General features: G+C 43.2%; 20 protein-coding genes, 1 tRNA gene and 1 CRISPR repeat array. Of the genes, 16 read left to right on the top strand and 5 right to left on the bottom strand.

Annotated elements, in window-relative coordinates; translation table 11 throughout:
- Positions 1-20: 20 nt before the first annotated feature.
- Positions 21-671 carry an isoprenoid biosynthesis glyoxalase ElbB gene (elbB, locus tag CAG57_RS02320; RefSeq protein ID WP_099611127.1) on the bottom strand — a complete coding sequence of 217 codons (651 nt, stop codon included), beginning with the start codon at positions 669-671 and terminating at the stop codon, positions 21-23.
- Between the two features lie 100 nt (positions 672-771).
- On the opposite strand from elbB, the gene yjjG reads away from it, so the two are divergent.
- Positions 772-1,446, top strand: a complete 675-nt coding sequence (gene yjjG, locus CAG57_RS02325; RefSeq protein ID WP_099611128.1) for a pyrimidine 5'-nucleotidase — start codon at positions 772-774, stop codon at positions 1,444-1,446.
- A 53-nt stretch (positions 1,447-1,499) separates the two neighbouring features.
- Here the strand turns inward: yjjG and rnk are convergent, their stop codons facing one another.
- On the bottom strand, positions 1,500-1,907 hold the full coding sequence (gene rnk / locus CAG57_RS02330; RefSeq protein ID WP_099611129.1) for a nucleoside diphosphate kinase regulator: 408 nt from the start codon (positions 1,905-1,907) through the stop codon (positions 1,500-1,502).
- A gap of 199 nt (positions 1,908-2,106) precedes the next feature.
- Here rnk and phnR point away from each other — a divergent pair, with 199 nt between their 5' ends.
- Positions 2,107-2,856 carry a phosphonate utilization transcriptional regulator PhnR gene (gene phnR / locus CAG57_RS02335; protein ID WP_161427947.1) on the top strand — a complete coding sequence of 250 codons (750 nt, stop codon included), beginning with the start codon at positions 2,107-2,109 and terminating at the stop codon, positions 2,854-2,856.
- A gap of 79 nt (positions 2,857-2,935) precedes the next feature.
- Here phnR and CAG57_RS02340 read toward each other — a convergent pair whose 3' ends face one another.
- Positions 2,936-3,727 carry a siderophore-interacting protein gene (locus tag CAG57_RS02340; protein WP_161427946.1) on the bottom strand — a complete coding sequence of 264 codons (792 nt, stop codon included), beginning with the start codon at positions 3,725-3,727 and terminating at the stop codon, positions 2,936-2,938.
- A gap of 168 nt (positions 3,728-3,895) precedes the next feature.
- Between CAG57_RS02340 and CAG57_RS02345 the strand changes: the two genes are divergently transcribed.
- The 5 genes from CAG57_RS02345 to CAG57_RS02365 all read left to right on the top strand — a co-directional run bounded on the left by CAG57_RS02345 (position 3,896) and on the right by CAG57_RS02365 (position 10,141).
- The gene (locus CAG57_RS02345; protein WP_099611131.1) at positions 3,896-4,414 is read left to right on the top strand and encodes an NUDIX hydrolase; all 519 of its coding nucleotides are present in this window, start codon (positions 3,896-3,898) and stop codon (positions 4,412-4,414) included.
- Between the two features lie 182 nt (positions 4,415-4,596).
- The gene (locus CAG57_RS02350) at positions 4,597-6,414 is read left to right on the top strand and encodes an extracellular solute-binding protein (protein WP_161426826.1); all 1,818 of its coding nucleotides are present in this window, start codon (positions 4,597-4,599) and stop codon (positions 6,412-6,414) included.
- Between the two features lie 9 nt (positions 6,415-6,423).
- A complete protein-coding gene (locus CAG57_RS02355) occupies positions 6,424-7,506 on the top strand; it encodes a microcin C ABC transporter permease YejB (protein ID WP_161426825.1) in 1,083 nt (360 codons plus the stop codon).
- A 2-nt stretch (positions 7,507-7,508) separates the two neighbouring features.
- Positions 7,509-8,549, top strand: a complete 1,041-nt coding sequence (locus CAG57_RS02360) for an ABC transporter permease (RefSeq protein WP_161426824.1) — start codon at positions 7,509-7,511, stop codon at positions 8,547-8,549.
- Positions 8,549-10,141, top strand: a complete 1,593-nt coding sequence (locus tag CAG57_RS02365) for an ABC transporter ATP-binding protein (protein ID WP_161426823.1) — start codon at positions 8,549-8,551, stop codon at positions 10,139-10,141. Before CAG57_RS02360 ends, CAG57_RS02365 begins: the two co-directional genes overlap by 1 nt.
- On the opposite strand, the gene CAG57_RS02370 is transcribed toward CAG57_RS02365, so the two are convergent.
- Positions 10,138-10,533, bottom strand: coding sequence for a PPC domain-containing DNA-binding protein (locus CAG57_RS02370; RefSeq protein ID WP_161426822.1), 396 nt, complete (start codon positions 10,531-10,533; stop codon positions 10,138-10,140). The two genes, CAG57_RS02365 and CAG57_RS02370, sit on opposite strands and share 4 nt — an antisense overlap.
- A gap of 153 nt (positions 10,534-10,686) precedes the next feature.
- Here CAG57_RS02370 and CAG57_RS02375 point away from each other — a divergent pair, with 153 nt between their 5' ends.
- A complete protein-coding gene (locus CAG57_RS02375) occupies positions 10,687-11,166 on the top strand; it encodes an RNA-binding S4 domain-containing protein (protein ID WP_161426821.1) in 480 nt (159 codons plus the stop codon).
- Between the two features lie 52 nt (positions 11,167-11,218).
- On the opposite strand, the gene CAG57_RS02380 is transcribed toward CAG57_RS02375, so the two are convergent.
- Positions 11,219-11,407, bottom strand: a complete 189-nt coding sequence (locus CAG57_RS02380) for a hypothetical protein (protein ID WP_161426820.1) — start codon at positions 11,405-11,407, stop codon at positions 11,219-11,221.
- A 420-nt stretch (positions 11,408-11,827) separates the two neighbouring features.
- Here CAG57_RS02380 and CAG57_RS02385 point away from each other — a divergent pair.
- From CAG57_RS02385 to CAG57_RS02420, 8 genes are all read left to right on the top strand, one after another.
- Positions 11,828-11,902 (top strand) — tRNA-Gly (locus CAG57_RS02385).
- Between the two features lie 510 nt (positions 11,903-12,412).
- A complete protein-coding gene (cas1f, locus tag CAG57_RS02390; protein ID WP_161426819.1) occupies positions 12,413-13,402 on the top strand; it encodes a type I-F CRISPR-associated endonuclease Cas1f in 990 nt (329 codons plus the stop codon).
- Positions 13,399-16,788, top strand: coding sequence for a type I-F CRISPR-associated helicase Cas3f (gene cas3f / locus CAG57_RS02395; protein ID WP_161426818.1), 3,390 nt, complete (start codon positions 13,399-13,401; stop codon positions 16,786-16,788). Before cas1f ends, cas3f begins: the two co-directional genes overlap by 4 nt.
- Positions 16,781-18,253, top strand: coding sequence for a type I-F CRISPR-associated protein Csy1 (gene csy1, locus CAG57_RS02400; RefSeq protein ID WP_161439487.1), 1,473 nt, complete (start codon positions 16,781-16,783; stop codon positions 18,251-18,253). Before cas3f ends, csy1 begins: the two co-directional genes overlap by 8 nt.
- On the top strand, positions 18,250-19,425 hold the full coding sequence (gene csy2 / locus CAG57_RS02405) for a type I-F CRISPR-associated protein Csy2 (RefSeq protein WP_161433927.1): 1,176 nt from the start codon (positions 18,250-18,252) through the stop codon (positions 19,423-19,425). Before csy1 ends, csy2 begins: the two co-directional genes overlap by 4 nt.
- Before the next feature lie 18 nt (positions 19,426-19,443).
- Positions 19,444-20,418, top strand: coding sequence for a type I-F CRISPR-associated protein Csy3 (gene csy3, locus CAG57_RS02410; RefSeq protein ID WP_161430571.1), 975 nt, complete (start codon positions 19,444-19,446; stop codon positions 20,416-20,418).
- A gap of 10 nt (positions 20,419-20,428) precedes the next feature.
- Positions 20,429-21,067, top strand: a complete 639-nt coding sequence (cas6f, locus tag CAG57_RS02415; protein ID WP_161430569.1) for a type I-F CRISPR-associated endoribonuclease Cas6/Csy4 — start codon at positions 20,429-20,431, stop codon at positions 21,065-21,067.
- A gap of 155 nt (positions 21,068-21,222) precedes the next feature.
- A CRISPR array of direct repeats spans positions 21,223-23,832; the repeat unit is 28 nt; unit sequence GTTCACTGCCGCACAGGCAGCTTAGAAA.
- Positions 23,833-23,962: 130 nt separating this feature from the next.
- The coding region (locus tag CAG57_RS02420) for a helix-turn-helix domain-containing protein (RefSeq protein ID WP_161433708.1) at positions 23,963-24,115 on the top strand (153 nt) is incomplete at its 3' end.

Consider the following 24,115-nt stretch of genomic DNA (forward strand, 5'->3'; position numbering starts at 1 on the left):
AGGATGGATTCTGAATGCTATTAAGCCAATTGAATCAATCTTTTAACTAATCGATCAATCCCACTTGCTGCTTGAGTGATATTCTCTGCGAGCATATAAGCAGGGGTAGAAAGCACATTATGCTGCTGATCGTACACATAATCATCGACCGGACAGTTTACGTGTTCACCCCCCATTTTAGTGAATGCACAAGCGGTATCAGGATCATTACCAATGGTTCCTTCAACGCCAGATTCGTAAATATGGGGGATAAGCGCAGGAGCAATACAAAGGTAACCCGCCGGTTTACCCACTTTCGCAAAAGCTCGGCAAATCGTCGCAACTTGCTCGTTAATACCGCATTCAGCGCCGTTATCGGCAAAATCACTTAGGTTTTTTGCCACACCGAACCCACCGGGAAGCAGTAATGCATCAAAGTCCTGAACGTTCAGTTGGGTTAGATCTTGGATGTTACCACGAGTGAGGCGGGCCGCTTCAACCAAGACATTACGGGTTTCTTTCATTACTTCACCCGTCAAGTGATTAATGACGACCTGTTGCTCAATGTTGGGCGCAAAGCAGTGCCAACTGGCTCTTTGCTTTTCTATGGCATACAGGGCTAATACCGTTTCGTGAATTTCAGCGCCATCAAAAACACCACATCCACTTAAAATTACGGCCACTTTTTTCATTGATAGGCTCCTTACTTATTTCATCGATAAGACCTCTCTATGAGGTTAACATTTTATTAAAAACAATCTACACTGCGCGGATAATTTTGAGGAGCAAGTAATGAAGTACGATTGGATTTTGTTTGATGCGGATGAAACGTTATTCCACTTTGATGCCTTTAAAGGCATGCAATTAATGTTTGCGCGTAAAGGGGTCGATTTTACTGAGCAGGATTTCCATCAATACCAACAGGTTAATAAACCGCTGTGGGTGGACTACCAAAATGGCGATATTAGCGCTGAGCAACTCAAACATATTCGCTTTACGCACTGGGCTGAACAATTAGAGACCACCACCACAGAGCTTAATAGCGCATTTTTAACCGCAATGGCAGATATTTGTACTTTATTACCTGGTGCACAAGAGTTATTAGATGGATTAAAAGGAAAAGCCAAGCTAGGGATTATTACCAACGGTTTTACAGAGCTGCAGGATGTGCGTTTAGCAAAAACAGGTATGACGGATTATTTTGAGCATATTGTTATTTCTGAGCAAGTCGGTATTGCTAAACCCGATGCGGGAATTTTTGCCCATGCGATGGAGAGGATGGGGCATCCTTCGAAAGAAAAAGTCCTGATGGTAGGAGACAATCCTCACTCAGATATTTTGGGAGGGCTTAATTTTGGGTTTGAAACATGCTGGCTAAATACACATCAACACCCATGCCCAGAAGGGATTAATGCTCACTATGAAGTGGCTTCCTTGTATGAGTTGCAAACCATTTTACTGGCGTAAGTCCATCGCTCTTGGTGCAAAGAGTGGCCTTTGCACCAAAGTGTCAGGGATGATTAACGAGTATATTCACCTTCTCGTTCTGGCTGATAAACCACTTCAATGATCTCAATCGTTTTTTCGCCACCACTTGGCATTGGCCAAGAGAGTTGCTGCCCTTCTGATAAACCGAGCAATGCGCTGCCTACTGGGGCAAAAATCGAGATATCGTCGCTTGTTTTTAGGTCTTTGGGGTAGACTAGGTTTTTTTGCATAATTTCATCACTGCCCAAAAATTTAAACTTCACCGTAGAATTCATTGTGACAACATTCGCTGGGATTTCTTCAGGAGCGAGTACGGTTGCACGATCCAACTCATCTTCTAGACGTTCCAGCTCTGCTGATAACTTAGGCATGTTATCCATTAATGCACTGATGCGATCCATGTCGAGGGTTGACACGATAATTGAATGATTGTTTGGCATTTTATTTTCTCCAAAAGAAATACCGCCCCGAACGAATCAGGGCGGCATAAAACATGTCCAGTATGCAATTTTGCATCTATTGTGTCTAGAACATAAACTGAATGGTGATAAAATTCAATCGTTGCGCGCACAGTTTTGTCGTGTTAGTGGCTGATGATGTGCTAGGGGCAACAGACCCTAGGAATAAATAAGGGCGAATGTGCAGTACATAAAAATTAAAGATGTCATTGTTGAACAAATTGAAGCAGGCATGTTGACGGCTAAGCAGAAATTACCTGCTGAACGTCAATTAGCCGAGACTTTTAATACAACACGGGTAACGCTGCGTGAAGCGCTTTCATTATTAGAAGCGGAAGGAAGAATCTATCGAGAAGATCGGCGAGGCTGGTTTATTTCTCCACCACCACTGCGTTATGACCCAACTCAAACTTTAAATTTTACCAATATGGCACGAGCACAACATCGTCAGCCGAAAACTGAGCTTGTGAGTGCCAAAGTAGAGGTGGCTAATAAATTAGCCTCGAAACTTTTGCAATTAGCCCCATTTTCGGAAGTGTATTGTATTGAGCGTGTTCGTTATTTAGATCATCGTCCGGTGGCGTTCGTGACTCACTACGTGCGTCCAGAATATTGTCCTAACTTGTTAGATTTTGATTTGTCACAATCATTGACTGACACCTATCAACGTCACTTTTCGATACAATATCAAAAAATACGCTATCGGATCACCACTCGTTCACTATTCGGTGAAACTGCGCAGGCCTTGAGATCGACAACAGGAACACCGGCAACGGTAGTTGAGCGAGTGAATTACAACCAGTACGGCGAGTTAATCGACTGTGGTATTGAATATTGGCGACATGATGCCATTAGTATCGAATCGGTGGCTGAGCTATCACACCCCGCTGAATCGGATCTCTCATCGTGTTTAACTCGTGCCGATAAGTGAGAAAAACGATAAATGAGAAAAACATGGCCCGCAGGCCATGTTTGAGGTGATTTGACTTATACCACTGAATAGTGAATGGCTAACTGTTTTCTTCCGCATCTTGGCGTTTGATCACTTTATGCCCATCTTCCGTTACTCCATTTTTCCAGTAACTGCTGATGTAAATAAAATCTCGCGCAACGGCTCGTTCATTTCGAAAATATTGCCGCAGTGTCCGCATGGCATCAAATTCACAGGCACACCACACCGCGCATTGACCCGTTAACCAAGATTGAGCTTTGACAACCTCAGTTAAGGATTCTCCTTGCGCTGCATTGACCCATATAATTTGCACGCCGGTTGGGGAGATTAAGCGTTGTTGATCGGCGGGATCGCTGATCTCTATCACAGCATAACCTTTTGTTTTTGCATCAAGACTCGCCAGTGTCACTGACAAGGCGGGCAGGGCGGTCATATCTGCTGCAAGAAATACCCATTCAGCTGCTTTCCAGTTTGGGTCTTGGCTTTTACCCGGCCCTGCTATGGCAATGCTTTCACCCACTTGTACAGTTTCTGCCCAGCGGGAGGCAAAACTGCAAGCCAAATCCTCACTGGAATGGCGAACAAAATCGACCACAAGGCTGTGAGTCTGTGTATCGAACTGACGAATGGTATAAGTGCGCATGACGGAGCGTTCTTCACTGCCAAGTTGACTGAGATCACTGGATCCTTGCGGAGTGAACAGCAGTTTAATATAGCCACCTTCACTCTCTTTTCCAAAGTGAGCAATGCTTGAACCTTGCAGAGTAATACGCTGAATGTGCGGAGAGATTCGTTCAGTTTTTACCACGGTGACAGGGTAAGAAGGGCGTTGATTATTTGGATGACTCATAGTATTTATCTCGCTGACTTTATCTGGCTTACCATAACGATAATTTTACGTATCGGCAATGATAATCGTTGTCGTTTACAATAATTTATCGATAAAAATAATGAACGGATTCGCTGGTCGATGAGTCTACATGATAAAATTCACTGCAAGGATTAAAGCGAGAGACTCATGAGACATTTACAGACAGCAACCCACCCAGATATCGCTAACTTAAGCCATTATTCAATCATACAGCGTAAAGCCGCTCGAGCCATTGTGCTTGAAGGTGAAGAGATTTTATTGCTCTATACTGAGCGCTATGATGATTACACCTTACCCGGTGGGGGCGTTGATAAACAGGAAGATATCATCCAAGCCATGGTGCGTGAATTACAAGAAGAAACAGGTGCAAGCAATATTCAAATGATCCAACCATTTGGCTTATATGAAGAGTTTCGTCCTTGGTATCGAGAGGATGCTGATGTGATGCATATGATCTCTTATTGCTATACCTGCAAAGCCGATCGTCAGCTTGGTCAAATGCGTTTGGAAGAGTATGAGATCAACAATGGTATGCAGCCTGTGTGGATGAATATTCATCAGGCCATTGCCCATAATGAGCAGACAATGGCACATAGTACACAAAAAGGCATGAGTATTGAGCGAGAAACTTTTTTACTGCGCTTGATTGCCAAAGAATTGCTGTAAGATTTAGGGCGAATTAAACGCTTGGACAGAATGAAATCGTAAGTCGCTAATACGATCTCGTTCGAAGCGCGGCAATTGAATGAAATCAGATCCGTTATGCATTGGTATCTTATTCAGAGTTGAGTATAGTAAAAACAATAGGATAAGACGAAAAATAACCAGTTAACCAAAAGGACGTTTACATGGGGAAATATTCACGATGGGTATTGGGAGCATTATTGGTCACATCCAGCCAGATGGCTTGGGCGGATGTTATAGAGACGACCCAGTTAGTCGGTTACGGCAAAGCGAAATATCCAGCCAATTTTACCCATTTTGATTATGTGAATCCTCAAGCGCCCAAGTATGGAAAAATCACTTATGGGCAGATTGGCACCTTTGATAACTTTAACCGTTATGCTTCACGTGGAGTGGCGGCTGCGGGAACGGGTGAGTTATACGATGCATTAATGTTTTCACCCAGTGACGAAATCGATACCTACTATCCACTTATCGCCGAAAAAGTCCGTTATTCTGACGATTACCTCTGGCTTGAATTGGATATAAACCCTGCGGCACGTTTTCACGACGGCACTCCGATCACCGCTTATGATGTGGAGTTCACCTTTAATAAATTTATGACCGAAGGCGTTGCTCAGTACCGAGTTTACTATCAAGAAATCAAATCAGTGCAAGCCTTAAATAAGCGTACTGTCCGCGTTGAAATGAAAACAGGCAACCGTGAGAAGCTCTTTAGTTTTGCTCAATCGACTCGAGTGTTACCCGCCCATTTTTGGCGTGATAAAAATTTATCTGAACCTTTAAATCAGCCTCCCGTCGGTAGCGGGCCTTACCGTGTGGTTGATTTTAAACCCGGTCAAAGTGTGACTTATCAACTGGTGGATGATTATTGGGCGAAAGATCTACCGGTGAATGTTGGACGAAATAACTTTAAGCAAGTGCAGTATGATTATTACCGCGATGATACTGTGATGCTTGAAGCCTTTAAGGCCGGTGAGTTTGATCTGCGCCAAGAGAGTCAGGCGAAATTTTGGGCAACCTCTTATACCGGTGCTAATTTTGATCGGGGGTGGATCAAAAAAGAAGAGATTCCACATCATGCACCAGTTGCAACTCAAGGCTTTGTTTTTAATACTCAGCGCCGGATTTTTCAAGATGTTCGAGTACGTGAAGCATTAAATTATGCCATGGATTTTGAGTGGATGAATCGGAATATGTTTTACGATCAATATTCCCGTACTCGCAGCTATTTCCAAAATACTCGCTATGAAGCAAAAGGTTTACCGAGTGAACAAGAATTAGCGGTACTTGAGCCGTTTAAAGCACAGCTCCCCGCTCGGGTTTTTACTCAAGAATATCAGCCGCCAGTGACCGATGGCAGTGGCCGAATTCGCCCACAGATGCGAGAAGCTTTCCGATTGCTAAAAGAGGCGGGATGGGAACTGGAGAATAAAGTGATGAAAAACGTTGCCACCGGAGAGCCGATGAGTTTTGAATTACTTATTTATAGCCCAACGGCAGAGCGAATTGCCATTCCTATCCAGCGCAATTTAAAGTTGATGGGTATCGATATGAAAATTCGCACCATTGATACCACGCAATATACTAAACGGCTGCGTGATCGAGATTTTGACATGGTCTCATCCAGCTTTTTCGCTAACCCTTATCCGAGCCCCAATTTACTGATTGTTTGGCACTCAAGTTATATGGATTCTACCTATAACACTGCGGGAGTGAATGATCCGGTGATTGATGCGCTTACTGAGCAAATCGTACAAAATCAACAAAATCCATCGCAGTTAGTCGCATTAGGACGATCATTAGATCGCGTTTTACAATGGAACTTTTACCTAATTCCTCAGTGGTATACCGGAATGTATCGGGTCGCCAGTTGGGATAAATTTGCCCGTCCCGATGTGATGCCAGATTATGATTTAGGGTTAGACACGTGGTGGATCTCTGAGCAAAAAGCGCAGAAACTGCCTGCCAAACGCCGTTAAGAGGTCGACATGGCTGCGTATATTTTTCGCCGATTATTGCTGGTGATCCCCACCTTGTGGGCGATCATCACCATTAACTTTTTTATTATTCAAATTGCGCCAGGTGGCCCTGTTGAACAAGCGATTGCTCAGTTAGAAGGGCACACTTCTGGCGTCATGGAACGATTCTCTGGCGGTGGGCAAGAGGTTATCGCCAGCAAACTGGATGATAGTTCAGGTTACAAAGGATCACGAGGCTTAGATCCCGAAGTGGTTGAGGCGATCAAACGCCAGTTTGGATTTGATAAACCGATACATCAACGCTACTTTGAGATGCTGAAAAACTATCTGACCTTTAATTTTGGTGAGAGTCTGTTTCGTGGCGGAGATGTGATTGATTTGATTGTAGAACGTTTGCCCGTTTCGATTTCTTTGGGGTTATGGAGTACCCTCATCATCTACTTTATCTCCATTCCCCTTGGCATTATGAAAGCGATTCATCACGGCTCTCGTTTTGATGTCTGGTCAAGTGCACTGGTGATTGTAGGCTATGCGATTCCCGGTTTTTTATTTGCCATCATTTTGATTATTCTCTTTGCGAGCGGAAACTATTTTAGTTGGTTCCCACTACGAGGATTAGTGTCTGATCATTTTGACCAACTGCTCTGGTATCAAAAAATAATTGACTACTTTTGGCATTTGGCGCTGCCCATTTTTGCCATGGTGATCGGTGGGTTTGCGACGTTAAGTATGCTGACCAAAAACTCCTTTCTTGATGAAATTAATAAGCAATATGTGGTAACGGCACGAGCCAAAGGGTTGGATGAACGGACTATTTTATATAAACACGTCTTTCGCAATGCTATGTTGATCATCATTGCGGGCTTTCCTAGCGCCTTTATCGGTATTTTCTTTACCGGATCGATGTTGATTGAAGTGATGTTCTCTTTAGAAGGTATCGGTTTGCTCGGGTTTGAGTCAACCATTCAACGTGACTATCCTGTGGTATTTAGTTCACTCTATATCATGACGTTACTTGGGTTACTGCTTAGTATTATTTCCGATCTTACCTACACTTGGGTGGATCCTCGTATTGATTTTGAGGCGCGCTAAGTATGGTAAACAAGTCAAGGATCAACCCATTAACTCAGGCGCGCTGGCAACGGTTTAAATCTCATCGGCGAGGTTTCTATTCGCTGTGGATTTTTTCACTGCTCTTTATTGTGAGTCTGTTTGCTGAAATCATTGCCAATGATAAACCGCTGCTGGTCTCTTATGACCATCAGTGGTTTTTCCCTGTCGTGACTCAATATGCCGAAACCCGTTTTGGGGGCGAGTTCGAGACAGAAGCAGACTATACCGACCCTTATGTGGTGGAATTAATTGAGCAAAAAGGCTATCTCATCTGGGCACCGATTCGGTTTAGTTACGATACCATCAATCTCAATGTGGTCGGCTCGGTGCCGTCTGCACCGGATTCTGTTAACTGGTTAGGTACAGATGATAAAGGGCGTGATGTATTAGCCAGAATTATCTACGGCTTTCGGGTTTCAGTATTATTCGGCTTTGCATTAACGATTATTTCATCGGTGATTGGTATTTTGGTCGGGGCAACCCAAGGCTACTACGGCGGCTGGCTGGATCTGTTCGGACAACGTTTTATTGAAGTTTGGTCAGGTATGCCGACCTTATTCTTGTTGATTATCCTGTCTAGTTTTGTCGAGCCCAACTTTTGGTGGTTACTTGGCATCATGGTGCTATTTAGTTGGATGAGTTTGGTGGGCGTGGTACGCGCTGAGTTTTTGCGTTGCCGAAATTTTGATTATATCCGCGCAGCACAAGCGATGGGAGTAAAGGATACCCGCATCATCTTCCGACATATGTTGCCTAATGCTATGGTTGCCTCACTCACTATGATGCCTTTTATTTTATCGGGTTCAGTCACCACCTTAACCTCACTGGATTTTCTCGGCTTTGGTTTACCCGTGGGTTCACCTTCTCTTGGTGAATTATTAGCGCAAGGCAAAGCGAATTTACAAGCTCCTTGGCTCGGTATTTCAGCGTTTGTAGTGTTATCTTTGATGCTCACGTTGCTGGTGTTTATTGGTGAAGCGGTGCGTGATGCGTTTGATCCACATGTGCAAGGAAGAAGTTAATGAGCGAACCATTATTAACCATTACCGATCTCTCGATTGGATTTGGTCGAGCACAAACGATCGAAACGGTGACTCATCAAGTTTCCCTCTCCATTCATAAAGGGGAAACACTGGCATTAGTCGGGGAGAGTGGTTCCGGCAAATCAGTCACCGCCAATGCTATTTTAAAACTCTTACCGAAGGGTTCAGCGCATTATCAGCAGGGCAGAATTGAGTTTGCGGGATTGAATCTACTCACCTGTTCAGAGCGTCAACTGCGGGGTATTCGCGGGGGACGGATAGGTATGATTTTCCAAGAACCTATGGTGTCATTAAATCCGTTGCATAAAATCGGTAAACAGCTGGTTGAAACCTTAGCGATTCACCGTGGGATGCGTCAACGTCACGCAGAATCCTTAGCCATGACTTGGTTAGAAAAAGTTGGGATTCGGCAACCACAGGTGAAAATTAATGCTTATCCTCATGAATTATCCGGAGGAGAAAGGCAGCGGGTGATGATTGCGATGGCGTTGATCAATGAGCCCGAACTCTTGATTGCTGACGAGCCAACCACCGCTTTGGATGTTTCGGTTCAAGCGCAGATTTTAGATCTACTCAAATCTTTGCAGCAAGAGTTAGGTATGGCCATGTTGTTCATTACCCATGACTTAAGCATTGTCCGACGTATTGCCGATCGGGTCGCGGTGATGCAGGCTGGGCGCGTGATTGAACAAAATCATTGCGCGGAATTATTTTCTGCGCCGCAGCATCCTTATACCCGATTACTGATTGAATCAGATCCGCGTGGCACACCGGTTGCCGTCAATAAAAATAACCCAGTTTTATTAGAAACTCAGCAAATGAATGTGTGGTTTCCAATTAAAGGCGGGATTTTTAAACGCACCATGGATCACATCAAAGCGGTCACAGGGATGACATTTAAGTTGCGTCAAGGGCATGCGATTGGATTAGTTGGGGAAAGTGGCTCAGGAAAATCGACCACAGGCATGGCGGTATTAAGGTTGGTCAATTCGAGTGGTGAGATTCGTTATGCCGATCAGACTATCCAATCACTTGATAGGCAGGCGATGTTGCCATTTCGGCGTAAAATGCAGGTGGTTTTTCAAGATCCCTTTTCTGCGTTAAACCCTCGCATGTCGGTGGCTCAAGTGATTGGTGAAGGGCTGACTGTACATAGCCAACACTCTGCCTCAGAAATTGATCAAGCTATCTGTTTAGCGATGCAAGAAGTTGGGCTTGATCCTGAAACGCGACATCGTTATCCCAATGAATTTTCGGGAGGGCAACGGCAGCGCATTGCCATTGCTCGTGCGCTTGTTTTAAAACCGGAATTTATCTTACTTGATGAACCGACTTCATCGCTGGATCGTACGGTTCAAGCGCAAGTGCTCGATCTATTGAAGTCCCTACAGGAAAAATATGGGTTAACTTATTTATTTATCAGTCATGATTTAAATGTGGTGAAGTCGTTATGCCATTACACCATTGTGATGAAGCAGGGAGAAATAGTAGAGCAAGGGCCAACAGAACAACTCTTTTCTGCCCCGAGTCACCCTTATACTCAAACTTTGGTGCGGCTGTCTGCAGGCTAATTGGGGCTAATGGTAAGCTCGGTAAATCCAGTGTTGGGATCAAACTGGCGTGAAAATTGGTGTTCAGGATAGTGATGTATCATCAGCTCAGCCGTTGTGTGGATAATATTACCCACTTGTAAATGTCCACCCCATACTTGCCCTTGATGGTCAGCGACAGAGATATGTAGATGCTGATGTTCCGGTGTCAATGTACCCATAAGAGAGACAATTTCAAAGTAAGCACTTTGCTGTAGAGTGGTGGTACTATCTGCCAAGCGAATGGCTAACGTTGATAAACTACCGACACAAGATGCGATGGTTCCCGCTCGAATATTATGCTGAGCGACCAGCGACTGTATCGCCAGTTTAAGATCGGTGCCCGGTAATAGACGTGTTGCGATAAGTTTCATGGCCAAGCCTTGATAATAAAACGGAAAAGAATGGCGGAAATAGTACCAATCCCATACATCGTGTTCAATGCAATCCCGCCCAGTAGAATAGAAACATTGTCATGATATCGATTCAGTATACACTATGGTTATGTCAGAAAAGTAGAATTCCCAATGAGTGATCATCCAGAAGAAGTAGAAATTGAAGCCATCGGTATTGAGGTTGATGCTCAACCCATCGAACTTTATAAAGTTTTAAAGCTTGCTAATGCCGTGAGTGGCGGAGGCGAGGCAAAGTATGCAATCGCCGAAGGCTATGTTGCGGTCAATGGCGAATTAGAGACGCGCAAACGCAGAAAACTATATGATGGTGATTTAGTGGAGTTTGACCAAGAGTATTATTTAGTGATTTGTGATGTTCCAACGACCGAGATGGTTGAACCACAAAAATCAGAGCAAAGTTTGATGACCAACACCACGCCGCCACCAGCAGTCAGCAAACCCAAAGCGCGTCATTCGGCAAAAAAAACAGAAAAAAAATCCACCAATAAAAAACCAACTCCGTCTAATAAAAGGCAAACGCCGACGAAAGAGACGATTGAAGAGGCACCATCCAGCACCAAAGGTGGACGCAGTGCGATTCGTTTTTTCTAAAGTGAAAAATCTAAAGTGAGTAAAAAGGGAGCTTAATTGCTCCCTTGATGGTTTATCGCCAGTCATCATCAAGAAATGTCCGCCCCTCGAGTGCGTATGGATCGTCATCAAGAGGGTACTCCATTTCTCCACGTAACTTTTCCAGTTGTTGCTCAAGTTGATTAACCGTTTGGTAATCACCTTCTGAACAAGCGACATAGATTTGTTGCTCTAGTACATCGATGCTGTCTTTGATGTTCATCTGACACCTCCTGTAATTCACTTGAGTTGGGAGTTACTGGCTGCTCTTGGTCAGTATATACCCAGTTGATAAATTTTGCCGATTCACATGGAATGCTTATTCTTTACGATCCGTTGACTTTTTGAACAAAATTTAATCGCGAAAGATCAACAGACCCTAGATGCGGTTGATGCGGATAATTTGCGTTTTAACGCCTGTCATCCACTTAACTTCATCAATCTAATAAACGGTAAGTGCGCTGAGTCCCATACAGAGAACGATGGGTAAGCAAGGATTGAGGGGATGGATAGCTTGAAAAGTAACCTATTGATATTATTTTGTTTATTTTACGAGCAAACAGAAAAAAATCCTTAAAAAAGACTTTTCTTTTCTCATAAATGTGGCAATATAACTCCCGTAGACAGCAAGCCAAGACACAAAGCGTGCATCGTATAATGGCTATTACCTCAGCCTTCCAAGCTGATGATGCGGGTTCGATTCCCGCTGCACGCTCCAACTCCCCAGTAACGTCACTTTATTATCAAACCCCAAACTTCCATTCGAACACTGCGCTTTTGAGCGTTTTTTTTGTTTTTACCTTTAAACATAATTCTCCGTTTCATGCGTCAACGATAGAATCGTCTTATCAGATTATTGGTTATCCGATAAATGGAAGATATTTGCGCCATCATTTTGTTGCTGAAGCTCCGCATAACTCTAAAAAATATGCAGCTCATCATACTTCTCTTTTTCTCTGTGCCATGACCATGCAATCGGTTGATTAAACGTGGTAAGTTGTTATGTGACACCGTGTTGACTGAAACCACCACTAGCCAAACCCATACCCAAACAACTTAGCGTTGCAGGTAGGCTGGCCTTTGATGAAAACCACAGATGACTCTCATTATCCCCATGAGTATAGACAGGCTTATGTGATTGGGGGTAAGCGAACGTAGCCAACACCCCAGCAGATTCAAGTAGGAAGGGGATAAAGTCGATGCATAATCATCAGGCATGGAGCAAAAAATGGACGATCTCTCACCCTCCGATCTTAAAGTCATCCTGCACTCAAAGCGCGCCAATATGTATTACCTTGAATATTGCCGCGTGATGCAAAAAGATGGTCGTGTACTCTATTTGACCGAAGCCGACAAAGAAAACCTCTACTTCAATATTCCGATTGCTAATACCACCGTACTCATGCTCGGCAACGGCACCTCCATTACTCAAGCGGCCATGCGCATGCTCTCACAGGCTGGCGTATTGGTCGGGTTTTGTGGTGGCGGCGGTACGCCACTGCACATGGCTTGCGAGGTGGAATGGTTTACGCCGCAGAGCGAGTATCGCCCAACCGAATACTTACAAGGCTGGCTCTCATTCTGGTTTGATGATCAAAAGCGCTTGGCCGCCGCCAAACAATTTCAAAACGCACGGATTGATTACTTGCAGCGCGTTTGGCGATCAGACCGAGAATTAACCCTTGAAAAATTCAATGTTCAAGATGAAGTAATACAGCAATCCCTTGATACTTTCCACCAACGTACTGAAGCCGCGAATAAACCAGCCGATCTGCTCCTCACTGAAGCGCAGCTCACCAAAGCACTGTACAAGTACGCTGCCAATAATACGGGGAAAGAAGACTTTACTCGCCAACATCAGCCAAACAAAAAATCCACCGATAAAGCCAATGACTTTTTGAATCATGGTAACTACTTAGCCTATGGCCTTGCGGCAAGTTGCTTGTGGGTGCTTGGCATTCCGCACGGTTTTGCCGTCATGCATGGCAAAACTCGCCGTGGCGCTTTGGTGTTTGATGTCGCCGACTTAATCAAAGATGCCATTGTCCTGCCGTGGGCCTTTGTTTGCGCCAAAGAAAACGCCACCGAGCAAGAGTTTCGCCAACAAGTTTTACAATCTTTCATTGAACACAAAGCGCTCGATTATATGTTCGACACAGTGAAACACATCGCACTGCAAGGCAAAGAGGAAGAAGAGCGCGAGGAACACGCTTTATGATGGTCACCTTTGTTTCTCAGTGTGAGAAAAACGCCCTCAAGAAAACTCGCCGTGTACTGGATGCTTTCGCCAACCGCATTGGTGATAACACTTGGCAAACCCTGATCACCGAAGATGGGTTACTCACCGTTAAAAAAATGCTAGGCCAAACCGCTAGCCGCAGCACCGCCGTCAGTTGCCACTGGATCCGCTCTCGATCGCGCAGTCAGTTGTTATGGGTGGTGGGTAACAAGAAGAAATTTAATGCAGAAGGATATGTGCCAGTAAACTACACAGAAAAAGAAATGACAGTGTTTTACGATAGTGCAAATTGGAAAACGTTAGACGCTATAGCAAGTGCGGCAGCAATCGCTGGTCTTTTTCATGATTTTGGAAAAGCAAATGTTCTATTCCAGAAGAAGTTAGATCCTAACGTTAAAACTGAAAACTCAGAGCCATATAGGCATGAGTGGGTTTCATTACGCTTGTTTCAGGCTTTTGTTGGTAGTCATGATGATGTCAAATGGCTAGAAAAATTGGCAGAACAACAATTTGAAAATATACCAGATTGTTTCAAGGATGGTATTGAACATGGATTTGGCGTACACCCCATTCTCAGTTTACCGCCATTTGCTCAGTTAGTTGCATGGATTATAGTTTCTCACCATAAATTACCGCTTTGCCCTGCTTGGCAAGACAGTATTAATGCCCCAGCGTTGAAAGATATTGATAAGTGGTTAATTAATAGTTTTGATGCGAATTGGAACTCGTATCAGTGTAATGCTGTTGAGCAGAAGCATCGGGTACAAGAAAACTGGAGTTTTTCCGAAGGCGCATTGCCTTATCACAGTAAAAAATGGTGTTCACACGCGTCTAATGTCGCGTCAATAGCGCTGGCGAATTTACTATCTAGAGAATATTTCGAACAAGATTATATAAACGACCATGTATTCACCAGCCATCTAGCTAGATTAGCAATGATGTTGGCTGATCGTTATTACTCGTCTCAACCTGAAGTCACGCCTGAGTGGCGAAGTTCTAAATATTATACTCACGCGAATACCTATGATAAATCGGCGGGAAAAACTGGTTTAAAGCAACAACTCGATGAACATTTAATCGGTGTAGCAATCCATAGTAAGGATATTGTACGAGCTTTACCCAAACTGAAGTTTAGTTTGCCTAAGCTTGAAGATGCCAAATCTTTGTCGGAGCTAATTAGAAAGTCTGATAAAGAATTTGAGAAGTATGGGTGGCAAAATAGCGCTCAAAAGTTGGCAAGTAAGCTTGGCAGGGAAAGCACTAACAATGGTTTTTTCGCCATTAACATGGCCTCCACAGGTAAAGGGAAAACCATAACTAATGCGAAAATTATGTATGCAATTGGTGAGCAAACGGGGAATAAGCGTTTTTCTGTCGCACTGGGGTTGCGTACATTAACACTGCAAACTGGTCGAGAGTTTAAAGATAGCATTGGCTTAAATGATGAGCAGTTGGCTATTGCTGTCGGTGGCTCAGCAGTAAAACAGCTCTTTGAAAATGCACAAAATAAAGAAAACGGTACAAATGAGAGAAGTTGTGGCAGCGAATCTGCGGAAGAGAACTTAAACGAAGAAATTTATACGCACTATGAAGGAAACATAGTCCATAGCTTAAGCCAATGGACTGCGCATGATAAAAACATTGATAAATTGCTCAGTGCACCAGTGCTTGTTTGCACAATTGACCATTTAATTTCAGCGACCGAGGGGACAAAGGGTGGTAGACAAACAGCAGCGATGTTGCGTTTACTGAGTTCAGATCTTGTTCTGGATGAACCTGACGACTTTGGCTTATCTGATCTACCCGCACTTTGCCGCTTAGTTAATTGGGCTGGAATGCTAGGCAGTAGAGTTTTACTTTCAACAGCAACCATGCCACCTGCATTGGCATTTTCGCTTTTTGAATCATATAGAACGGGTTGGCAGCAATATGCTAAGGCAAATTTAACCGATTGGTCTGGTAATATTTGCTGCGCTTGGTTTGATGAGAATACAGTCTCAGACGCTGAAAAGAGTCAAATAGCAGATTTAACGTCGTTTAAATCTGAACATAGTAAGTTTGTTAATAAGCGCTTGTCGTTTTTACACAGCGAACAATCAAAAGCTAAACGAATTGGGAAAATAGTAGGGATTGAGCGAAGTGATGGAGATTCACCTTTACAAGCAATAGCCCGAACAATCTACAACCAATTTAGTCAGTTACATAGAAAGCACCATACAAGCCAAAATGGGAAAACAGTTTCAATTGGCTTAGTACGCATGGCTAACATAAACCCTTTGGTTAATGTTGCGCAAAATTTAATAGCCTTTGATGCGCCAGTTATTGAACAAAATAATGACTGTTGTATCCACTTCTGTATCTACCATAGTCGTTATCCGTTGGCGGTAAGAAGCGAAATTGAAAATAAGTTAGATATGGCATTAAAGCGTAAGCATGCAAATAATATTTTTGAATCTTCCCATCCTGTGGGAGGAGTCATTAATGACTTTCCACAAAAGCACCATATTTTTGTCGTGTTAGCTTCACCCGTCGCAGAAGTAGGGCGCGACCATGATTATGATTGGGCAATTGTCGAACCCAGCTCTATGCGCTCTATTATTCAGTTAGCTGGTCGAGTGTTAAGACACCGAGATAAATCAATAACAGAGCCAAATATAGTGTTATTGAATCAAAACTATAAAGCATTAAATGGCAGAGAAATTTGCTTTACACGGCCCGGTTTTGAAATGAAATCGAGTACAGAAAGGTTGTTACTAGATAAGGATCTCAAGCTCGAAGGACTACTGAGGAAAGAGACCTATGAAATTATCAATGCAATACCAAGAATAACGTTGCCAGATAAAGAACAATATTTGCCCAACAAGGATGGCTTTTATATTGACTTAAATGGGCTAGAGCACAAGGCACTAGCTTGGCAATTATTCTCTGGTGATAGAAATGCTAAAGTTTGGTGGAATGCTGAAAAACAACAAATGCCCTATTGGTGCGCAGAAGTACAGCGACAACAGCAATTTAGAAAAAGTCATCAAGATGAAGCTTATTACCTAATGTTTGATGGTGAATTTGGTAAACCATACTGGTGTTGGCTTAATGAAAATGTTCACCCCATTAAATTTGGTGAGGTAACAGAAATTGGCATAACAACAGTGCCAAAAATACAGCTCGGAGAAAACAGTTATCTTTGGTTCGATCAATCAGTTGAAAATATTTATCAAAAATTAGTAAATGATCTCAAGATGGATATCTGTGAAGTAGGTAAGCTCTTTGGTGAGTTGAGAATTACGGAGTTTGAAAACAGCAGTAATCGTGAGTACTGCTATCACAATAATTTTGGGTTATATCAGGAGGTTAAAAACTGTGAGTGAAATTCAACAGCTTAGCTGGCACCATGTAATCGAAAGTTACATAGCAAATCTTGAGGAGCATAGTAAAGAAAGTGCTTATCTCAATGAATTGCTCTCAACGTTTGTCTCTAAAAAGCTTTTAGCTGAGGTTTCAGGGGGAAATGAAAAGGAAGTCAAAAAATTCTTAAGTCAGATTCAGAAAATACCTGTTACGGCGAAAAACAAAGACAAATTTATGGCCTCTTATCAAGTTGCATTAGAAAGAGGGTGGATAAATTCAATTTCTGATGAAATTGAAAAAATAAAGCGAAAAAGTAATTTTTATAATATTTGGATAGCGCGTTCAGTTGAGATAAGCGAAGGCGTTCTACCAGCCACGCATTGTGCTAAGTTAACTCATTCAAGTTCATCTGGTTCTTCAATTTTAGACACTTCAAGCAATAGTCGAACTGAATATATCAGCACCAGTAGCATGCAAGAGAGAACCATAGATGGTACATATCTTAATGCGGTTTTTTCTAAACAAGTTAAGTTCTTAATGCTTAAACATAATGATTCTTATCTATTTGAAGATATACAAAAGGGTAATGGATCTTCTTTAGCTTATTTTGCAGAAGATGATGAAGAGTTAAGTTATTGGCTAGAGAGTTACCAAGCAATACTTAATAAAAAACTAAGGGCTGATATTTTACAAAAGCAATTGTACTTCCCTTTAGCTCAAAACTACCACTTACTAGCTTTATTACAACCATCTTCTTTGATTCAAAAGCTTTATGAGCGATGTTTTGATCAAGAAGTCCGTAAGAAACAAGACCAATTTACCAAATCTAGAAACGCATCCAAATTTATACCTGGCGTGCAACAAAGTTTTGTGGGTGTTAGCAAGCTCTTGATTACACAAAGTCAGCACCAAAATGCGACAGTATTTAATGGCAAAAGAGGAGGTATTCAAAGATTATTTAATACCCAGCCACCTACATGGGTAGTCCAAATAAAACCACCAATCAATCAAAAATCTTGGTTTTACAACGGTATTCCAAATTCAGTAGTTAAAACTGACGTTGATTATTTACGAGATTTCTTGTTGCGCAACGAAAGGCTTTCTTTAAGCACACGCAATCCACAGAAAAGAAAGTGGTTAATCAAGTGGGGGCAAAGCTTAACGGATACCGTTTTGTTTTATGCACAACAGATACAGTTGCTACCAGAGGGCTGGAGTGGGGTAGAGAGTATTAAGCTTAAGCTATCGCAGCAGTATTTTCTTGACCCTTATCGAGATGATGAGGCCTTTCAAACGGCCCGAAAAACGACTGATTGGCAATCGGAAGTCAGCAAAGATTTTGCTAAGTGGGTCAATGGCAAGTTGATCGGTAAAGATAAGCGCTTTACACCACAACCAGAGCACACCAAATTATGGGCGTTATTGATGAGTAATGCTTTACGGGACATCACGATAGCGCCAAAAAACACGGAGAAAACGGTATGACACAGTATTTATTGTTAAGCCGTATTAAAGTGCAGAATGCCAATGCGGTTGCTGGCTTTACATGGGGATTCCCTGCGATTACGCACTTTTTGGGTTTTACACATAACTTGTCGCGTAAATTAGCTAGGTCAAAATACCAAGATACTAGCCTGAAAGGCTGTGCTGTTGTTGCCCATGAGCATCATGTGCATACTTTTGGGAAATACAACGATAGATTTTTGCAAAGTAAAAACCCTGCTTATTTGCGAGGTGATGTAGATAAAGTTGTCCAAGGTGGCGCGCCCTCGATTGTCGAAGAGGGAAAAATGAATATGATAGTCTCCTTGGTTATCGAGTTTGACGGTTTTATCGGTAGAGAAGTCGGTGAGCTACTTTCATGGATAAAGCAGAAGAGCTTAATGCAGAGATTGGCGGGTGGTAGCATTCTGACTATTGGCGACGTAAAGCTTTTTGATGGCAATAACCAGCAGGATATCTTCAAACTAAAACAAGCACTGTTGCCAGGTTTTGTGTTAATGGATAGGTCAAACTATTTAGCGGAGCATTATCAAAACTGTTTAAGCGAAAATCCAGAATCTGAGCAATTAAATGCTTGGTTAGATTTTATAGCTTTAAAACAGCAAGCTAGGCCAGTTTCAACTTTGATAAATAAACATTTGAAAGGAATGGATGATCTCAAGTTATATGAAATCTGGCTTAAACATTTAGAACAACCCTACAGTAATAATATTCCGCAAGAACTCTCTGACTATTTTTCGAAACTAGAAGAGTCAAAACCAACAAAACCCTTACTGAAGCAATGGGAAGAATACATAACCCCAACGAGTAAAACGGATGCTGATTGGCAGTATTTGCCTAAACCTAAGATTGGTTATCTCGTTCCGATTATGACGGGTTATAAAGCCATATCTCCAGTTTATGACAATTGTGACGTTGCCAATACGCGTGATAGTGAAACGCCTGTTTGTTTTGTTGAGGCCGTTCATTCGGTCGGTGAATGGTTAGGAGTTAATCGCTTAAAAAATAGTGAAGATATCGCTAGTTGCCTGTGGAACTATAAATATGATGATGGCTGGTACTTATGCCAACAAACCTCAGAAACATACAGAGAAGATAGTGAATTAGAACAGCAAGTTTTAACGCTTTTTGATCCAATCGACGAATTAGTTTAATAAATAAGGATTTATATAATGACTAAAAAATTTACTTTACCAAATATGTTGGCGTTTGAGCGTAAGTTAGAGCCATCAGATGCATTGATGTTTTCAGGTATATGGGGGGGTGGCCAGAAACCCCAAATGGATAATTGGACTGCAATAAAAGTTGCGCAAAGAAAAAATCGTTCCACACAGAGTGCTTTTGGAACAAAAGATGAAGATAAAACAAAGCCGAACCCAGTTTCATCTGATAACGATGATGCGAATTTATATCATGGCGATGATACATTAAAGGTTAGCTTTTCACTGCGAGTTATTGGTGATTTGGGAGCGCCTTTTGGTTGTAATGATCCTGACTTTTCTACAAAGATCAAAACAAAAGTTTTGGCTTATAAATCAGAAGGGCTGAGGGAACTGGCCTATCGATATGCACATAATATTGCTGCAGGGCGTTTTTTATGGCGCAACCGTGTTGCTGCAGAAAAACTGTATATTCAAATTACAGTGAATAACCAAGATACGATTGTATTTAATGGTTATGATTTCTCACTCAAAACTTTCGAAAATCAGCGAGACAACGCTGACCTAATGAGAGCGGCCAACGCTATTTTTGAAGGCTTAAATAGTGACGATAAGTTCGTATGTTTAACGATTGATGCGTTTGTCAAACTCGGAAAAGGGCAGCATATATTCCCCTCTCAGGTAATGAATATGGGAGAAAAGAAAAAAGTATTGTTTAAGCTGGATAATCATGCGGCTATGACTTGTGTGAAAATTGGCAATGCGATTAGAACGATTGATGATTGGTATGATAATGCAGAGTTACCCATTGCAATAGAGCCATTTGGGGCTGTTACCCAGCAAGGCCAAGCATTTAGAAAGACGAAAACAGATCTTTATACTCTGATGATGAAATGGGTAAACGACGAAGAAGTTAACGAAAATGACAAAAAATTTGTGCTGGCGAACTTAATTCGCGGTGGTGTATTTGGTGGTAAAGCAGAATAGTGAGAAAGTCATGAACTACTACCAAGAGATCACTTTATTGCCAGATGCCGACATCGCAGTAGGCTTCCTGTGGCAAAAAGTCTTTCAACAAGTCCACATAGCCTTGGTGGAGCACAAAGTGGCGAGCAACCAATCTCTGGTTGCAGTTGGCTTCCCTGATTATCGTCAAGCGAAGTTTCCACTGGGCAGTAAGTTGCGCCTATTTGCTAAAGAGCAAGCGACATTGGAAAAGTTAGATATCCACCGCTGGCTAACTCGGCTTGAAGACTATGTACATATCAAAGGGATCAAATCCGTACCGAATGATGTGACTTACGTCAGCTTTGTACGCAAGCAGGTGAAATCGCCCGAACGAATAGAGCGGGATATGCAGCAAAAAGCCGAACTATGGGCAGCAAAATCCGGTAAACCACTGGTGGAATGTCTAGCGGATTTGCAACAAAGCAAGCCGACAGCCTTGTGCTCTTTGCCGTTTATTTACTTGCATAGCCAGCAAACCAAGCAACGCTCACCAGAAAAAAACAGCAAGTTTCCGCTGTTTATTGAGATGCAGTCCCAAAGCACATCTCAAGATGGGAGCTTTGATTGCTATGGTTTAAGTAGCAAAGCGAATGGACAATCCGCATTGGCGACCGTACCGCACTTTTAAATTGAACGAAAAAGGGTAGTTTTTACCCTTTATTTTTGCTCTTTAAAAATAAGCTTTAAATACAATAAGTTACAATGGGTGGTTTTTTATAAGGTAAAAATGCATTTTTTATCCTAACTAACTGTTGTAACTTATTTTTATTGATTTATTCTATTGTTCACTGCCGCACAGGCAGCTTAGAAACTTTGTCCCATTCTTTGACCGTTCTCACACTTGTTCACTGCCGCACAGGCAGCTTAGAAATTTTTTTAATTACATGCTGGTTATATATTTATGTTCACTGCCGCACAGGCAGCTTAGAAAGGTTCCGGCTGTGTCGTTGGTTTTGAGTTTTTGTTCACTGCCGCACAGGCAGCTTAGAAACCGTATTACTACACGGGGATGCATTGCTATGCAGTTCACTGCCGCACAGGCAGCTTAGAAATTTGTGGGCGGTGCCGATTGATGAAAGCGCCGGTTCACTGCCGCACAGGCAGCTTAGAAATCACGGGCCAAGGCATTGGCCACGGTGTCCTTGTTCACTGCCGCACAGGCAGCTTAGAAAGTATAGTAATACGGGGTGAAAGTCCCCACCCCGTTCACTGCCGCACAGGCAGCTTAGAAAGACTAGATAAATTAACGGCATCGTGAGAATCCGTTCACTGCCGCACAGGCAGCTTAGAAAAGTAATGCTAGTTGCTCATTTTTACGAATTACGTTCACTGCCGCACAGGCAGCTTAGAAATAAGTCATGAGCAATTTGTTTGTATTGAACATGTTCACTGCCGCACAGGCAGCTTAGAAACATCATCATCAGTACGTGTAGTATGACCAGTGGTTCACTGCCGCACAGGCAGCTTAGAAATCGCTAAAAGCAGAGCATCAACAATAGTATTTGTTCACTGCCGCACAGGCAGCTTAGAAAAGGCACTGGAAAATCATTGAATGCAATAAAATGTTCACTGCCGCACAGGCAGCTTAGAAAGAGACGTCGAAGAACTACCACCGCCCTCAAACGTTCACTGCCGCACAGGCAGCTTAGAAAGTGATGCTTAGGAAAGAGAATCGCTTAACAAGGTTCACTGCCGCACAGGCAGCTTAGAAAGCCGGCACCATTGACGGCTGGGAAAAATTGTCGTTCACTGCCGCACAGGCAGCTTAGAAACGATGGCGGCGATGTTCAGCTCTTTATCGAGCGTTCACTGCCGCACAGGCAGCTTAGAAATTTGGACGTTCTTCTAAATTCTGATTCTTATTTGTTCACTGCCGCACAGGCAGCTTAGAAATAGCAATGGATAAAGCGAAAAGCTACGAAGCGGTTCACTGCCGCACAGGCAGCTTAGAAATCCAAATCAACATGACAATTGTCATAGTAAGCGTTCACTGCCGCACAGGCAGCTTAGAAATTGTTCGGCATCACGCATTAGCGTAGCTAAACGTTCACTGCCGCACAGGCAGCTTAGAAAGCTGTGCTTGTAAATGCCGTAGGGCCGCGAACGTTCACTGCCGCACAGGCAGCTTAGAAAATAATGGTTAGCCGTTCATTACACGGATAATTGTTCACTGCCGCACAGGCAGCTTAGAAAGTGCCGACTCAGGTGGAGCTGTTGGAGTCGGAGTTCACTGCCGCACAGGCAGCTTAGAAAGCATCATGCAGCAATGCCGCCCAGCGGTGTTTGTTCACTGCCGCACAGGCAGCTTAGAAACTGCGCGGTGCGTTTGAGCAGGATGGGGAAACGTTCACTGCCGCACAGGCAGCTTAGAAAGCCTGAGTTATGCTCGACCGCTTTGCGATAGCGTTCACTGCCGCACAGGCAGCTTAGAAATTTTGAGCGCATACCGCAAAAAATACCCGCAAGTTCACTGCCGCACAGGCAGCTTAGAAAGTGACGGACAATATCTTTGGCAGCATTTTTTTGTTCACTGCCGCACAGGCAGCTTAGAAACCGCCTTTGTTCAGCACATACTTGAGTGATCTGTTCACTGCCGCACAGGCAGCTTAGAAATGTTGCTCCTTGTCTCGCCTGGTTAACAACAAGTTCACTGCCGCACAGGCAGCTTAGAAAAATTTTAGGTACTTTATCTAACGCTTTACGTAGTTCACTGCCGCACAGGCAGCTTAGAAAATCGAAGAACCTTCCCATCGCCCACCTTGAACGTTCACTGCCGCACAGGCAGCTTAGAAATTTTTTATCAGGCACAGCGGCTTTTGGGATTTGTTCACTGCCGCACAGGCAGCTTAGAAATGGTACTGGCTCGCTGCCGTTCGGCGTCAGACGTTCACTGCCGCACAGGCAGCTTAGAAATATCAGGAATCCCGGTTCCGCCGGGGCGGTGCGTTCACTGCCGCACAGGCAGCTTAGAAAAATTGTTAAGCTTAATACGTACAAAATACTCGGTTCACTGCCGCACAGGCAGCTTAGAAATTTTCCACCTTCTGACCGTCCTATTTCGTCTGGTTCACTGCCGCACAGGCAGCTTAGAAATTCACATGCGCGTTCATCGGTATTTGGATCACGTTCACTGCCGCACAGGCAGCTTAGAAAGTATTTTGAACCATCCCAAGAAATAGACCCCAGTTCACTGCCGCACAGGCAGCTTAGAAAGTTCCTTGGTGTTGATGCGAGCGATAGGGATAGTTCACTGCCGCACAGGCAGCTTAGAAATTGCAAATAATCAGGTACTTTAATCACTTTTGGTTCACTGCCGCACAGGCAGCTTAGAAATCGATGATCTCTCAAGGTTGGACTGATGAAACGTTCACTGCCGCACAGGCAGCTTAGAAATAACGGTAAGATTTACGGGATACCTTCCAACTGTTCACTGCTGTCACCGATCATGCAAAACTGATCCACTAACGATCATCGAAAACTGATCCACTTGGTATCATCCGTTTATTTTTTATACGGGTGATTTATGTTAACCAAGGAGACATTTGTGGATATTCATGTTCGCTTTGCACAAGGCCAAAGCATTCGTAACATTGCCCGTCAATTAGGCATTTCTCGTAATACCGTAAAACATCATTTGCAGCAGCATCAGATGCCCTCTTACGCGCAACGAGCAAAA

Origin of the sequence: Vibrio sp. V30_P3S12P165, from assembly GCF_009904905.1 — a bacterium.
In the GTDB taxonomy this organism is placed as follows: domain Bacteria; phylum Pseudomonadota; class Gammaproteobacteria; order Enterobacterales; family Vibrionaceae; genus Vibrio; species Vibrio fujianensis.

Excerpts from the sequence above, each read along its gene's own strand:
- elbB (WP_099611127.1), bottom strand. The coding sequence starts at position 671 with ATGAAAAAAGTGGCCGTAATTTTAAGTGGATGTGGTGTTTTTGATGGC.
- CAG57_RS02350 (WP_161426826.1), top strand. The coding sequence starts at position 4,597 with ATGGGGAAATATTCACGATGGGTATTGGGAGCATTATTGGTCACATCC.
- csy2 (WP_161433927.1), top strand. The coding sequence starts at position 18,250 with ATGACACAGTATTTATTGTTAAGCCGTATTAAAGTGCAGAATGCCAAT.
- cas3f (WP_161426818.1), top strand. The coding sequence starts at position 13,399 with ATGATGGTCACCTTTGTTTCTCAGTGTGAGAAAAACGCCCTCAAGAAA.
- CAG57_RS02375 (WP_161426821.1), top strand. The coding sequence starts at position 10,687 with ATGAGTGATCATCCAGAAGAAGTAGAAATTGAAGCCATCGGTATTGAG.
- CAG57_RS02365 (WP_161426823.1), top strand. The coding sequence starts at position 8,549 with ATGAGCGAACCATTATTAACCATTACCGATCTCTCGATTGGATTTGGT.
- cas6f (WP_161430569.1), top strand. The coding sequence starts at position 20,429 with ATGAACTACTACCAAGAGATCACTTTATTGCCAGATGCCGACATCGCA.
- CAG57_RS02360 (WP_161426824.1), top strand. The coding sequence starts at position 7,509 with ATGGTAAACAAGTCAAGGATCAACCCATTAACTCAGGCGCGCTGGCAA.
- CAG57_RS02370 (WP_161426822.1), bottom strand. The coding sequence starts at position 10,533 with ATGAAACTTATCGCAACACGTCTATTACCGGGCACCGATCTTAAACTG.
- yjjG (WP_099611128.1), top strand. The coding sequence starts at position 772 with ATGAAGTACGATTGGATTTTGTTTGATGCGGATGAAACGTTATTCCAC.
- CAG57_RS02355 (WP_161426825.1), top strand. The coding sequence starts at position 6,424 with ATGGCTGCGTATATTTTTCGCCGATTATTGCTGGTGATCCCCACCTTG.
- CAG57_RS02340 (WP_161427946.1), bottom strand. The coding sequence starts at position 3,727 with ATGAGTCATCCAAATAATCAACGCCCTTCTTACCCTGTCACCGTGGTA.
- CAG57_RS02345 (WP_099611131.1), top strand. The coding sequence starts at position 3,896 with ATGAGACATTTACAGACAGCAACCCACCCAGATATCGCTAACTTAAGC.
- cas1f (WP_161426819.1), top strand. The coding sequence starts at position 12,413 with ATGGACGATCTCTCACCCTCCGATCTTAAAGTCATCCTGCACTCAAAG.
- rnk (WP_099611129.1), bottom strand. The coding sequence starts at position 1,907 with ATGCCAAACAATCATTCAATTATCGTGTCAACCCTCGACATGGATCGC.
- csy3 (WP_161430571.1), top strand. The coding sequence starts at position 19,444 with ATGACTAAAAAATTTACTTTACCAAATATGTTGGCGTTTGAGCGTAAG.
- CAG57_RS02380 (WP_161426820.1), bottom strand. The coding sequence starts at position 11,407 with ATGAACATCAAAGACAGCATCGATGTACTAGAGCAACAAATCTATGTC.